Origin of the sequence: Methylobacterium bullatum (assembly GCF_014845095.1) — a bacterium.
Taxonomy (GTDB): Bacteria; Pseudomonadota; Alphaproteobacteria; order Rhizobiales; family Beijerinckiaceae; genus Methylobacterium; species Methylobacterium bullatum.
In genome coordinates, this window is the sequence record NZ_NKUG01000183.1 from 1 (window position 1) to 12,830 (window position 12,830).

At 65.4% G+C, this 12,830-nt stretch carries 11 protein-coding genes; 7 read left to right on the plus strand and 4 right to left on the minus strand.

Going from position 1 to position 12,830, the window contains the following annotated elements:
- Positions 1 to 12: 12 nt before the first annotated feature.
- Positions 13 to 2,163: a glucans biosynthesis glucosyltransferase MdoH gene (gene mdoH, locus MBTS_RS21055; RefSeq protein WP_192216401.1), complete on the plus strand. Its 2,151-nt coding sequence runs from the start codon at positions 13 to 15 to the stop codon at positions 2,161 to 2,163.
- Between the two features lie 216 nt (positions 2,164 to 2,379).
- Here mdoH and MBTS_RS21060 read toward each other — a convergent pair whose 3' ends face one another.
- A complete protein-coding gene (locus MBTS_RS21060; protein ID WP_026175923.1) occupies positions 2,380 to 2,793 on the minus strand; it encodes a flagellar biosynthesis repressor FlbT in 414 nt (137 codons plus the stop codon).
- 242 nt (positions 2,794 to 3,035) lie between these two features.
- On the opposite strand from MBTS_RS21060, the gene MBTS_RS21065 reads away from it, so the two are divergent.
- The 6 genes from MBTS_RS21065 (at position 3,036) to rmf (ending at position 7,479) form a co-directional block, all read left to right on the plus strand.
- Positions 3,036 to 4,739, plus strand: a complete 1,704-nt coding sequence (locus MBTS_RS21065; protein WP_192216402.1) for a flagellin N-terminal helical domain-containing protein — start codon at positions 3,036 to 3,038, stop codon at positions 4,737 to 4,739.
- Positions 4,740 to 5,449: 710 nt separating this feature from the next.
- Positions 5,450 to 5,692 (plus strand): hypothetical protein, encoded by a 243-nt coding sequence (locus MBTS_RS21070; protein ID WP_056256904.1) that lies wholly within the window; start codon positions 5,450 to 5,452, stop codon positions 5,690 to 5,692.
- A gap of 115 nt (positions 5,693 to 5,807) precedes the next feature.
- Positions 5,808 to 6,044 carry a hypothetical protein gene (locus MBTS_RS21075; RefSeq protein WP_192216404.1) on the plus strand — a complete coding sequence of 79 codons (237 nt, stop codon included), beginning with the start codon at positions 5,808 to 5,810 and terminating at the stop codon, positions 6,042 to 6,044.
- Positions 6,041 to 6,817, plus strand: coding sequence for a hypothetical protein (locus MBTS_RS21080; protein WP_192216403.1), 777 nt, complete (start codon positions 6,041 to 6,043; stop codon positions 6,815 to 6,817). Before MBTS_RS21075 ends, MBTS_RS21080 begins: the two co-directional genes overlap by 4 nt.
- Positions 6,818 to 6,917: 100 nt before the next feature.
- On the plus strand, positions 6,918 to 7,130 hold the full coding sequence (locus tag MBTS_RS21085) for a hypothetical protein (protein WP_018043729.1): 213 nt from the start codon (positions 6,918 to 6,920) through the stop codon (positions 7,128 to 7,130).
- A 160-nt stretch (positions 7,131 to 7,290) separates the two neighbouring features.
- Positions 7,291 to 7,479 carry a ribosome modulation factor gene (gene rmf, locus MBTS_RS21090; RefSeq protein WP_018043730.1) on the plus strand — a complete coding sequence of 63 codons (189 nt, stop codon included), beginning with the start codon at positions 7,291 to 7,293 and terminating at the stop codon, positions 7,477 to 7,479.
- A gap of 1,161 nt (positions 7,480 to 8,640) precedes the next feature.
- Here the strand turns inward: rmf and MBTS_RS21095 are convergent.
- From MBTS_RS21095 to MBTS_RS21105, 3 genes are all read right to left on the minus strand, one after another.
- Positions 8,641 to 9,570, minus strand: a complete 930-nt coding sequence (locus MBTS_RS21095; RefSeq protein ID WP_082473332.1) for a substrate-binding domain-containing protein — start codon at positions 9,568 to 9,570, stop codon at positions 8,641 to 8,643.
- A gap of 19 nt (positions 9,571 to 9,589) precedes the next feature.
- The gene (locus tag MBTS_RS21100) at positions 9,590 to 11,278 is read right to left on the minus strand and encodes a methyl-accepting chemotaxis protein (RefSeq protein WP_147829791.1); all 1,689 of its coding nucleotides are present in this window, start codon (positions 11,276 to 11,278) and stop codon (positions 9,590 to 9,592) included.
- 172 nt (positions 11,279 to 11,450) lie between these two features.
- A complete protein-coding gene (locus MBTS_RS21105; RefSeq protein WP_056149733.1) occupies positions 11,451 to 12,749 on the minus strand; it encodes a carbohydrate porin in 1,299 nt (432 codons plus the stop codon).
- Positions 12,750 to 12,830 lie beyond the last annotated feature (81 nt).

Consider the following 12,830-nt stretch of genomic DNA (forward strand, 5'->3'; position numbering starts at 1 on the left):
CGGGCTCCTCCGGTGGACCCCCTGAACCCGCCCGCGCTTCCCCCCACCGCCCCGGCTTCCTTCCGGCCCGCGATGCCGCCCGAAGCCCCGCTGCCGATGCCGTTGCAGGCGCTCGACCGCTGGGACCCCGCCACGGGGCACCGTCCGGCGAGACCCGCGCGGCGGCCCTGGACGGCCCGCGCCTTCGTCTTCGGCGGGGCGGCGCTGCTGACCGCCTACGGCGCGCTCGAAATGTACGAGGTCGTGGCCGTCTCGGGCGGGACGACGGCGCTGCAATACGTGCTGCTCGTCCTCTTCACTCTGAACTTCTCCTGGATCGCCCTCTCCTTCATGAGCGCGATCCTGGGCTTCGCCACGCTCCTGCGCCGGCCGAAGGCTCCGCTTCCGCCGACCCGGCTCGCCACGAAGACCGCCATCGTCATGCCGGTCTACAACGAGGCCACCGCCCGCACCTTCGCGGCCGTGGAAGCCATGCGGGCGGAGATCGACGCCACGGGCCACGGTGCGGCCTTCGACTATTTCGTCCTGTCGGACTCGACGCAAGGAGACGCCTGGATCGCCGAGGAGCGTGCCTTCCTCGATCTGCGCGCGCGCTGGGGCGAGGATGCGCGGCTCTATTATCGGCACCGGGCGAAGAACCATCACCGCAAGGCCGGCAATATCGGCGACTTCGTCTCGCGCTGGGGCGGGGCCTACGACCACATGCTGGTGCTCGACGCCGACAGCCTGATGACGGGCGCTTGCGTGGTGCATCTGGCCGCCGCCATGGAGGCGGACCCCGATTCCGGCATCGTCCAGTCGCTGCCGCTCATCATCAACCGCAACACCCTGTTCGCCCGCGTCCAGCAATTCGCGGCGCGGATCTACGGCCCGGTCATCGCCACCGGCCTCTCCGTCTGGTCGGGCCGCGACGGCAATTACTGGGGCCACAACGCCATCATCCGCACCCGCGCCTTCGCCGAGGCCTGCGGCCTGCCCGACCTCAAGGGCAAGCCGCCCTTCGGCGGCCACATCCTCAGCCACGATTTCGTCGAGGCGGCGCTGATCCGGCGGGCCGGCTGGAGCGTGACCATGCTGCCGGCCCTGCCCGGCTCCTACGAGGAGAGCCCGCCCTCCCTCATCGACGTGGCGGTGCGCGACCGGCGCTGGGCGCAGGGCAACCTCCAGCACAGCCGCGTCATCGGGGCGGCGGGCCTGACGCTGGCCTCGCGCCAGCATTTCGCCACCGGCATCGCCGGCTACGTCGCCTCCCCGCTCTGGCTCGGCCAGCTCGTCGTCGGTATCGCCCTGGTGCTCCAGACCGCCTATGTGCGGCCGGAATATTTCACCTCCGAATTCGGGCTCTACCCGGTCTGGCCGCGCTTCGACCCCGTGCGCGCGCTCCAGCTGTTCGGGCTCACCATGGGCATCCTGCTGGCCCCGAAGCTCCTGGGGCTGATCCTGGCGCTGATCGACGGGCCGGTGCGCCGGGCCTCGGGCGGGGCCATCCGCCTCGTCCTGTCGAGCCTGATCGAGACGATCCTCTCCGCGCTCATCGCGCCCATCGCCATGCTGATCCAGTCGGGCTCGGTCTTCGAGATCCTGGTGGGGCGCGACACCGGCTGGAACCCGCAGCGGCGCGACGACGGCTCGATACCCTTGCGCGACATCGTCCGCCGCCACCGCTGGCACATGGTGCTGGGGCTGGTAACGGGCATCGCCGCCTTCGCCATCGCCACCTCGCTGTTCCTCTGGATGTCGCCCACCATCCTCGGCCTCGTCCTGGCGATCCCGATCTCCTGGGCGAGCGGCCAGCTCTCCTGGGGCCTCGCCCTGAAGCGCCTCGGCCTGCTGATGACCCCGGAGGAGCGCGACCCGCCCGCCATCGCGTCGAGCGCCGGGGCGATCGCCGCCCGCAACGCCGAGGCCGGCCTCGACGAATCGGATGCGATCCGCGCCCTCCACGCCGACGCGGGCTTCGCCGAGGCCCATGCCCTGATGCTGCCGGAGATGCCCGAACGCCCCCGCGGCGTGATAGACACCGACCGCGCCCTCGCCCAGGCCAAGGTGGTGGAAGCCGAGACCGTCGCCGAAGCCGCCGAGTGGCTCAGCCCCAAGGAGCGCATGGCCCTCCTCCACGACCGCGCCCTCCTCGACCGCCTCACCCGCCTCGCGCCTGCGTGAGCTACAACAGTCACGCATGTCGCGGGATGCGCTGACGAGCCCTCCTCCCCGCAAGGGGGAGAGGGACGCGACCTGCCTACGAGAGCAGATGTGTGAACCCGGTAGCCTGCCTGAGACCGGGGGGGCGTCCGGACCCGGAGCCGGGCTCCACGAGAGCCTGCCGCATCGGGACTGCCGATGCCAACCCCCTGCCCGCTCGGCGGCCGATTCGAAGAATCAGTCGGCGCTTCCCGAATCGGGCGCCTGGGCGAGGCGGTCGGCCAGGGAGGCCTCGTACTGGATGAGGTCCTTGCCCCGCTTCATCGCCCGGTAGAAGTCCCGCGCCGCCACATGGGCGTTGATGTCCCGGACATAGGGGGCCGTGCTCGGCACCGCCTCGAGCAATTCGCTCGCCTGGGCCACGAACAGGTTCTCGATCTCCGACACGTCGTCGGAGAGATAGAGTACCGTGAGGGTCAGGTAGAGGCGCTTGCAGGCCGTATCGGCCTCGCTCTCCGTGATGATGTCGGATTCGCGCAGGAACTTCGTCATCGTCTCGATGACGAAACTCGACCGCCGGGACCCGTTGCGGATCGCGGCCCCGCCGATCAGCAGCCGCTCGAACGGCTTGAGTTCGATCTTCAGGGGCATGACCGGTCCTTAGGGTTCGGCCGAGATCATCGATCCGGGCGGTTAACAATGCATGACCGCCATAGCGAGGGTTTGCTTGCGGAATACGGCATCTTCCTCGCAGACCACGAAGTTAGGGAGAATGCGTCGGATCTCCCACATGTTTCGTTGACCGTTCGTCTTAAGACGTTCGCAACGTCCTCGTGGTTCTGTGACGTCGCACCCAAAAAAGGGTGCTTCCAGATCAGAATGGATCGCACCACATGTCTTCAGGCATCACGCTTACTGCGGCAACGCGCCAGAACCTGCTCTCGCTGCAGGGCACCGCCGACCTCCTGACCCAGACCCAGAACCGCCTGTCGACCGGCAAGAAGGTCAACTCGGCCCTCGACGATCCGACGAGCTTCTTCACCTCGCAGTCTCTGTCCGGCCGCTCGGGCGATCTCGGCTCGCTCCTCAACGGCATCTCGAACGGCGTCCAGACGATCCAGGCCGCCAACCAGGGCATCACCTCGATCCAGAAGCTGGTCGATTCGGCCAAGTCCACCGCCAACCAAGCGCTGGCCGACAAGAGCTCTGTGTCGAGCGGCACCCCTGCCACAGCTGCCATTCTCACCGCAGGCACAGGTTTTCAGGGTACTTCCACCGCTGCTGCGGATGGTACCCAAGATTTCTCGGGTAACCGTAACGCAACTTTTACCATCGGCGATGGCGCAAACACTACCACGATTACACTGGATAGTTCTACGCTTAGCGGCGTCACTAGCAATGTTGCAAAGACGACTGCTGACGATGTCGTGAAGGCCATCAACAATCAGCTGGCTAATAATGGAACTGCGGCTGCCGCGGTTACGGCCTCTAAGACGACGGATGGCCGTATCGTATTTACATCGACCGCTACAGGCGCATCTTCTGGTGTTACTGTTACGAACACGACGGCAAACAACGAAGTGGATATTGGGTTCGGCCGTGCAAATGGCGCGGTTGGGACAGCTGCTGGCGCTGACGCCAAGAATGGTTCGACTGCCGCATCTGCTGAGGGCAACTCCGTAGCTGGCCTTATCACGGGTGGTACCGGTCCTGACTTCAGCACTGCCGCCGATGCGTCTTTCACAATCCAGCTCGGCAGCGGTCCTGCAAAGAAGATCGATTTGACAGGCGCCGCTGACGCGACACTCGCTGCCGTGACGGATGCCAAGGCAACTGATTTGGCTACCGCGATTAACAAGCAGCTCAATGCAGACACGGGCTTTAAAGGTAAAGTAACGGCAGTCGGTGACGATGCGACAGGCAAAGTCACATTTACGACTACGGCCGTTGGCTCTGATCAAAAAATTACTATCGATGCGTCCTCTGCCGATACTGATACCGATATTGGCTTCGGCGCCGGTGCAACGGCTAAAGCACTCGTTGCCTCTGGTGCGGGTACAACCAGCAGCACGAATGCGACTCGTACGTCGCTTGCCAAGCAGTTCAACACTCTGCTGGATCAGATTACCCAGCAGGCGAAGGACTCGAGCTACAACGGCATCAACCTGCTGTACCGCTCGGGCACTGACAAGGCCGAGAACTCGCTGAAGGTCACCTTCAACGAGACGGGTTCTTCGAACCTGAACATCGAAGGAGCCAAGCTCGACTCCGATGGTCTGGGCCTTTCATCGGCCACCGGCGGCTTCCAGTCCGACGATGAGATCAACAAGGCTTTAACGGCCCTGACCGCCGCCACCAGCCAGCTTCGTGCACAGTCCTCGACCTTCGGCTCCAACCTCTCGGTGGTGCAGAACCGTCAGGACTTTTCGAAGAACCTGATCAACATCCTCGACACCGGCTCGGCCAACCTGACGAACGCGGACCTCAACGAGGAAGCCGCCAACTCCCAGGCCCTGTCGACCCGCCAGTCCATCGGCATCTCGGCCCTCTCGCTCGCCAACACGGCGCAGCAGGGCATCCTGCAGCTCCTCCGCTAAGCGGATCAGCCGTCACGACAATGAGCGGCCGGGGGAAACCCCGGCCGCTTCTTTATGCGTAGACCGTCCCTCCCCCGCGCGTACCTCTCGCCGGCGACGAACCGAGCCGCCACCGCCTTCGGCAGGCTGCGGAGCGTCTCCAGCTCGGCATGCGCCTGTCGGACGACGCCGTCCTCATGCTGGGGCGACGAGCCGGCTGTACGGCCGGACGCCCGCGTTCAGGCGGTTCCCCGCCCCCATCGGCCGCCCTGCCCCGCAACGCGCGTCCACGGCTTGCGCCACAACTGCCCGGCATCTCTCCCGGGATCCTGCAGACCGGGATCGCGCAAAAGCGGCCGGCACATTCCGGCATCTGTCCTCTCCCACGATGCCGCGACGCTCGACGCTGCCCCGCGCGCGGACATCGGCGCTCGAACGCTTCGCGGTGATCGTGGTGGCCTGGATGCGGGCGTGGATGGAGGGCTCGTTCCTGGCTGCGGGTCGGCATCCGAGAGCGTGCCGAGACAGCGCAAGGATCGACCGACACGATTTCACGCTTCGAAGCGGGGGAAGAGCTGACGGGCCGGGGGTGAGGCTGAGGAAGCGGGCGCCCGACGTGGCTGCTCCGTTCGTTCCATGGGACGAAAGACCGGAGCGGAACCAGCCTGAGAGCCACCACCTTTGCTCTTTTGGAGGACGCCTCGCGTGAGGCGACCGCAGGAGGCATGTCCATGCAGAGCAAGCTCACGAAGACGATCATCGGCGCCGTCATCGCCGTCGCCCTCGCCGCTGCCGTGTCTTATGGGCTCATCAACCAGCAGACGGCGGATCAGCTGCAGACCAAGGCGAACCAGACGCTGTCGGACGGTCAGACCGCCCCCGGCACGGCTCCGCAACAGCCGTCGCCGGCGCCGCAGAGCCCCACTCAGCAAGCGCCGACGCAGCAGAACCCCGCTCCCGCACCTCGGCCGTGACAGTCGCGGATCGGGCACCGGCGGCACGCCTGCTTTCCGCTGGCTGAAACCGCCCGGTAACCCTCCGGCTTTAGGCCTCGTTAGGCACGAAACCGCCGAACCGAGACGGATACCGATGACCAGGGACCAGCTTTCCGCCGAACTGTCGCGCATGGCGAAGATGCAGATCAGCGATATCACCCGGGCCGTGAAGAGCGGCGACAAGGCCATCGCCTTGAACGAGGTGAGCGACCTCGCGCTACGCTTGAACCAACTCGCCGATGCCATCGCGGGCGTACCGGCCCCGGCCCCGGCACCGGCCCCGACTCCGGCGCCTGCGGTCTCCCGCGCTCGCGTCCTCGACCCGGCGTGACCGCTGCATCGGAGTGGCGTGCGGAGCGGAACGAACGCTCCCGCGCCCGGCTCGAACGGGCGCTCCCGGCCGTCTTCCCCGCGCCCGTCCTGCAGCACGCGCTGTCCCGCCCGCTGATGCCACCGACGCCGCGCCTCGCCGTCGAGAGCTACTGGCGCAACCACGTCCACCGGGCCGATCGCCTGGCGCGGGCGCTGGCCACGCGCTCGGGCCAGCCGGAGGGATGGACGTGGCGCTTGGGAACAGAGAAGGGTTCGGGCCTCGCCGCCACCTTCCGGATGCCGCCCTCTCCCTATCGGGAGCCCGCGCATGCCCGCGGCCCCGGCCATTGCTGCATCTGCGGACAGCCGGTCTTCCGCTTCGGCTGGCACAGGGATCTGTGGGGCACCGGCACGCCAAATAAGAACGCCCGCTGGCATTCGGCCTGCGTCACGGCCTGGAAGTTCTGGGCCGCGCCCAGCGACCAGGTGAAGGTTTTGAAGGCGCATCAGCACCATCGCTGCGCCGCCTCCGGGAAGCGCCTGCTGAAGACGGCCGAAATCGACCATCGCACGCCGCTCTATCGTGTCTGGCGCGAGCACCGCGATGCCCCTTGGCCCAAACTCCTGGCCTACTGGGGAGCGCCGAACCTTCAGGTCGTCAACCGCGTTGTTCACGTGGAGAAATGCAGCACGGAGGCAGGCGAGAGGGCGCATCAACGGCGTGCCCTCGTGTCTGGGGTGTCCCTCGATGTGGAGTCGGACGGCCTGATGCTTCTCCCGACGCAGGCTTGAGCCACGTGTCGGAGAACATGTCGATCGCGCCCGCCCATCGGGTGCCGTGGTGTCGAGGATAGCAGCGCGGTGCGGCGCCGTGCCAATCGGAGGAATCCAAGTGACGGACGACAAGGCCGGCCATCAGGATCGCAAGGACACCAAGGCGGCCAAGGCCGCGGAGCGCGCGGACATCGCCGGTCAGGTCTGGGAAGAGGTGAGAGGTCGGGAGACGGCGCGTGACGATCAGATCGTTCGCCTGAAGGCTCAGCGTCTCGAGCGCGATGCCGCGGATGCCGCCGCCGCAAAGCCCCCGGCCAAGCGGTCGAAGTGAGTGAACCTGCTTAGCTCTTCGATGTGTCGCAGGTTTTCATCGCAGAACCGGGGGCCACGTCTGCGAAATCGTCCTAGACTCTGCCCGAACCTTTTGGCCGCGGGATCATAGGACGAGGGGGCGGGTTGATCGATGACAGCCACACCCCGGAGCCAGTCTCATGGCCGACATCCGTCACGCGTATTCCGATCCCATCGAGCAGGGCGCCCAGGCGCGGATCCACGGTCACCCCAAGGATGCCTGCCCCTATCCCCGCGACAGCGAAGATCGGACCTCCTGGATGGAGGGCTACGACGGTACGCCGCGTGAGGATGGGCCCGATATGCCATCCGGCGAGAGCCGCCGCTGAGCCTTCCTCAGACCAGATGGCTGTCCGGCCAGGGACCGAGACTGGGATGACATTCGAGACGGGGGCTGCTCGAACGCTCCTGTGAACGCAGGAAAGCCCGGCTCGCCATCACGGCGGCCGGGCTTTCGGTTTGGCAGATATCTCGGAGGAGCGGGTTCGCGGGGCTAGCTCAGGCCACGGATGCGCTGCCAATCGGTCAACTCACGGCTTCGGGCATCGTAGAGAGCCCGAAGTTTGGTTCCCTCTTCCCCACGGCCCGCCGGTTGGTTCGAGACTGCATTGACCATCTCGTCGCCAAACCATGCCGCAAGCTCTGCAGCCCAGGCCGCGTCGGCAGCATGGAGACGGCTGGCTGTAACCGATAAGAAGGGGGCGGGCCTCGGGCGGGCTTTCGCTTTCATCATGTGCGCCGAAACGGACGAATCGTTGCTCCGGTTTCAGACGAAAATACAAAATTTTCGGTGTCGCTCAGGCATTGCCGACCCGGAGGCGGTCCGGCGAGGGTATCAGTGGCGATCCGCCAACGGGGCGGACGCTCGACGAACGCCTTCAGCCTCACGCCCCGCGCCGACGTCACCCTGGCATCGATCCCGCCCTCGAGGCGGCCGATCACGTGGGTTCGGGGGACATCGACCTTGAACCGCGTTCCGCCGCTCGAGCCGACCCAGGTTTCCACCCAAGTCATGGACGCGAAAACGAGCCAACACTCATGGTCGTCAGCGAAGGCGCCCCGGCGTGATTTCTTTCTTTCCGTGATTGAGCGGGCAAACACGGATGCCGGCGAAAGAATCACTGGCGGGCCGCCTTCACACCGTGCGTGATCCGTCAGCGGAGCGCCCCATACACGGCGATGATCCAGCGGCGACCACAACGGGGTCAACTCCAATACCCGAAAAACCTGCGCTCAGCGTGGACCAGTTTGCTGGGTCAGGGTCGAATGACGCTCGCCTTGCTGTAGCGCCACCGCCAACCCCGGCTTCCCCCCAAACCGTAGGCTCCGAAAATCGAAAACACGATAAGTCTCGGAGCAGGAGACGAATCGAGCAGATCGAGCGCCAACGCTATGGATGCGCGGGCCTCGATCTGCTCAACCGGCGCATTGTCCCGGTCACTTCATGGATGCGAGGGGAACGACAGCAAAAGATCCCCGGCGCCCCTGACTTACCTTGCGCTATAGTGCTGGGCGTTCTCAGCGATGACAAGTTCGAACGGAACCCAATCATATCGCTGGACATACTCGCCCTTTGAGAGTTTTCCGGCATCGGCCAGCGCCTGAGAGCCCTGCATCCGGGCGTCCTGATAGACGCTGAGCAGCATGTCGCCGCTGCCGACGGCAGCGACTCCCTCCTTCGTGGCATCGACGCCACCCACGAGGATACGTCCCGACAAGCCCGCAGCCTTGATCGCAGCGATCGCCCCAAGAGCCATCTCGTCGTTGTTGGCGGCGATGGCATCGATCTTTCGGCCTCCCTTCAGCCAAGCAGCGACCTGCTCCTGCGCTTCCTGACGCTTCCAGTTCGCGCTTGCCTCGGAGACGAGCGTGATCCCCGGCGACGATGCCAGGATCTCTTTTCCGCCCGCGGTGCGCTCTACGGAGGCCGTCTCGGTGTCGGTGCCACGCAGGATGGCGACCGTGCCCTGACCACCGAGTTTGTCGACGATCAGGCGCATCTGAACGCGACCGGCCACGAGATCGTTCGAACTCACGAAGACGGCCTTTCCGCCGCTCGGCCCGATCTGCGGACGATTGTTCACGAAGACGAGCGGGACGCCCGCTTTTCCCGCGGCTTCGGCGAGGATCGCTGCGCTTTCGGTGCTCACCGGAATGATCATGAGGGCAGCGGCCTTGGCAGCGATCGCAGCCTGTCCGAGCGCGATCTGGCGGGCGGGGTCCTTGTCCGCATTTTCGACGGAGACCGAAAGCGTGGGATCCGACTGCGCCGCGCCGCTCACGGCGGTCACGATGAGGTCCTGGAAGGGGTCGCCGCGCTGTGCGACCAGGAAGGAGATCTTGGATTCGGCGAAGGCCGGCGTCGCCAGAAGGGTCGTCATCAGGATGGCGGCAAGACGGGTCATGACAATCTCTCGCATGCGGAGGGGATGGGGCGCTTCAGGCGGCTCTGACGTTGGCCAGGAACACCTGGACCTGACGGTTCAGATAGTCGGATTGCTGCGCGAGTTCGCCCGAGGCTCCGAGAACCTGCGTGGCGCCAGCGCCCGTCTCCTCTGCGGTGTGAGCGACCCCGACGATGTTCGAGGTGACTTCCCCGGTTCCGATGGACGCCTGTGAGATCGCCTGCACGATCTCCCGCGTGGCGGCGCCCTGCTCTTCGATGGCGGACGCGATGGCCGTCGTCGTCTCGTTGACCGCCCGGATCGATCCGGAGATCCGGTCGATCGCCGTCGCCGCGCGCTGGGTCGACGATTGGATCGCTCCGATCTTCGCGGTGATGTCCCCGGTCGAGCGGGACGTCTGGTTGGCGAGTTCCTTGACCTCCGCCGCGACGACAGCGAAGCCGCGGCCGGCGGGTCCGGCCCGCGCCGCCTCGATCGTCGCATTCAGAGCCAGCAAGTTCGTCTGAGCGGCGATGGAGGCAATGGTATCCACCACCTCCCCGATGCTGAATGCGACGCTCGTCAGTTCGGCGACCAGCGCGACGGTGTCGTCGGCCTGCCGTACCGCGTCGATCGACATCTGCGACGAGCGCTCGATCTGGACGCCGATTTCGACCACGGACGCCCCGAGCTGCTGGGCTGAGCCCGCGATCGTGTTGATGTTCACGGAAGCCTCCTCGGCGGCCGCGGAAACGGCCATGGACCGTGTTTGCGTTTCTTCGGCTGAGACCGTGAGCTGGCGTGCGGTGGCCTGCATCTCTTCGGCGGCCGACGATACCGCGCTCACAATTCCACCGACGGATTTGTCGAACTCTGTCGCGAGCTGGCGCATCGCGATGCGGCGCTGCTCCTCCACACCTGCCTTCTGCGCCTCGACCTCGGCCTCCAGAGCCTTGTTGCGGATCATGTTGTCTTTGAAGACCTGCACAGTGGCGGCCATGGATCCGATCTCGTCGCGACGAAGCCGATCCGGCACCTCGGCGGTCATGTCGTCATCCGCCAGGCGTCCCATCGTCGCCGTCATGCGGGCGATGGGTTTGGAGATCGTGACCGTCAGGACCCAGCCGACCAGCGTGCAGAAGGCAATGAGGCCGGTGAGAGCGAGGATGATCCAGAAACGCGAGTCGCGCTGGATCTCCCCGGAGGACTGTATCGCCTGCGCGACGGCTTCCTGGCGGTAGGTCTGGATATCCCGCACGGCCTTGTAGAAGCGTTCCGAATCCGTACGGAGATCGGACGATACGACACGGGTACCGACCGCATGGAGGCCTGCCCGGTCGAGGACGGTGATCTCCTCGTCGACGGCGAGGAAGTGCTGCCAAGCCACGCGCAGGCTTGCCGCGAGTTCGGCTTCGCGCCCGGCGCTGACCAGGCTCGAATAATCGCTCCACGCTTTCGAGAAGGCGATGCGTACCGGCCCGGATTCCTGCTCATAGCTGACGCGCTCGGTGTCCGTACCGGCGAAATGCCTGAGTACGGCAAGGGCTCGCAATTGCTGGCTGATACGTCCGAGATCGCCTAGGACCGAGACCGCCCGGACGTGATGGGCCAACTCGCTGCCGATTGCAGAGACCTGATCGACTTTCACAATGGCGAAGCCGCCGGTGCATGCCGAGAACAGGCCCAGAGCCAGAAAAGCGAAGCCGATCTTCGCCCGGATGGATCGCAGATTGATGCGTGACATTTTCTATCCTAAGGATCGGAGATACGGATCATTTATTTCAATTCCGCCAATATTCGACAGAATCGATGCCATATTCATGAAAGTAGTAATCGATCTTGCGATCGATTGATTCGCGCTTGGCGATGTTATATTTGATAAGCTCGGCTCTTACGGCGAAGCTCTGCCTGGACCGTCAGAACGTGAGACCGCTCTTGACCCCGAACACGACGATATCCGTGCGCCCGGCATAGCCGCCCGGACGGTTGATGAGCTGGATGTTGGGCCGGATCACCACGTCGGGGTGAAGGGCGAGGCTGTAGAACACCTCGATCGCGCGCTCGTAGCCCGGTACCGGACGGATGCCGCCGTCCATGGCATTGGCGGCATGAATGCTTTGGGCCAACGCGCTGCTGGCGTGCGACTGACCGATGCCGATGCCGATCCAGTCGAACGGCCGCTCGGACCAGAACCCCTTGTAGACGAAGCCGACCGTCTGCTGGTCGTCGATAGCCGAGGTCGACGAGTTCGCTATGGTCGCACGCAGGAAGACCGATAAGTTGCACAGCGGGTTGGCCGGATCGGGGCGGTAGAGTTCCTGCACCGCCACGCCGTAGACGCCGCTGCGGTCCCGGTTCGCCATGGGAGCACCGCCATCGACGCTGAGGGGCAAGCCGCTGCCGTTCAAATAAAGGTCGGAGTTATTGCCGGTCTGATACCAAGCGCCCACAGTGTAACTGCCGCGGTGGGCAAACAGCGGCAACGTGGGGAAGACAGCGGCCTCGACGATCGCCAACGCTCCGGTCGCGCCGGACGGGTCGAAGTTGAAGCCGTCAGCGAGGTCGCGCGGATTGACCTGATACACGCCTGCCATAAGGTAGCCGGTCTCGAGATTCCCGAGGCGCAGACGGGCGGCGTACTGGGAGACCGGCCAGTTGTACCAGTAATTCCCGACGAGGTTGCCGGGCTGGTTCCCGCAGAACGTCAGGTTTTGGAACTCGCAGGCGAAGCCGGCGAAGTCGGCGCTGACCGGAAGGCGGCCAAGCTTGAGATCCACGAAGTCGCCGAAGCGCTGATCGTAGGAAAACTGGGTGAGACGGGGCATCCGGCCACGGCCGAAGACCTCCTCGGTCTGCTGCAGGACTTGAAGGCCCTGGTCGGCAGTGAGGCTGCGACCGAAGCGATTCGTGAAAACCACGTTCACGGTACCGCCTGGAATGCCGGCGAGGCGGTCCATATCGATGGCGGAACGAAGAGCAAACTGCCCGGCGCCGCGCAGGGACTGCCCGTAGAGACCGCCCTGAATGTTGGTGGCGGACTGGTAGTCCAAACTGGCGTCGACGCGGATGCCGGCGCGGAACAGGTCATCGCGGATGCCGCCGAGATTGCCGAGCAGCCCCCATTTCGGAGCGCTTGAAAGCGTGTCGAGACTGCCGGCCGGTGCCGTGTTGATGGGGACGGCGGTAGAGGGCCGGGCCAAGATCGCGCCTGCCACCGACGGACGGCGCGCTGCACGCCGATCTCGTCGACGGCGAGCCGAGGCTTCTCGGGCAGGCACTAAGAGCGCCTAACAGAA

What these genes read in the sequence shown, in the direction of transcription:
- MBTS_RS21100 (WP_147829791.1), bottom strand. Translation starts at nt 11,278, where the DNA reads ATGTCACGCATCAATCTGCGATCCATCCGGGCGAAGATCGGCTTCGCT.
- MBTS_RS21060 (WP_026175923.1), bottom strand. Translation starts at nt 2,793, where the DNA reads ATGCCCCTGAAGATCGAACTCAAGCCGTTCGAGCGGCTGCTGATCGGC.
- MBTS_RS21075 (WP_192216404.1), top strand. Translation starts at nt 5,808, where the DNA reads ATGACCAGGGACCAGCTTTCCGCCGAACTGTCGCGCATGGCGAAGATG.
- MBTS_RS21065 (WP_192216402.1), top strand. Translation starts at nt 3,036, where the DNA reads ATGTCTTCAGGCATCACGCTTACTGCGGCAACGCGCCAGAACCTGCTC.
- rmf (WP_018043730.1), top strand. Translation starts at nt 7,291, where the DNA reads ATGGCCGACATCCGTCACGCGTATTCCGATCCCATCGAGCAGGGCGCC.
- MBTS_RS21070 (WP_056256904.1), top strand. Translation starts at nt 5,450, where the DNA reads ATGCAGAGCAAGCTCACGAAGACGATCATCGGCGCCGTCATCGCCGTC.
- MBTS_RS21095 (WP_082473332.1), bottom strand. Translation starts at nt 9,570, where the DNA reads ATGCGAGAGATTGTCATGACCCGTCTTGCCGCCATCCTGATGACGACC.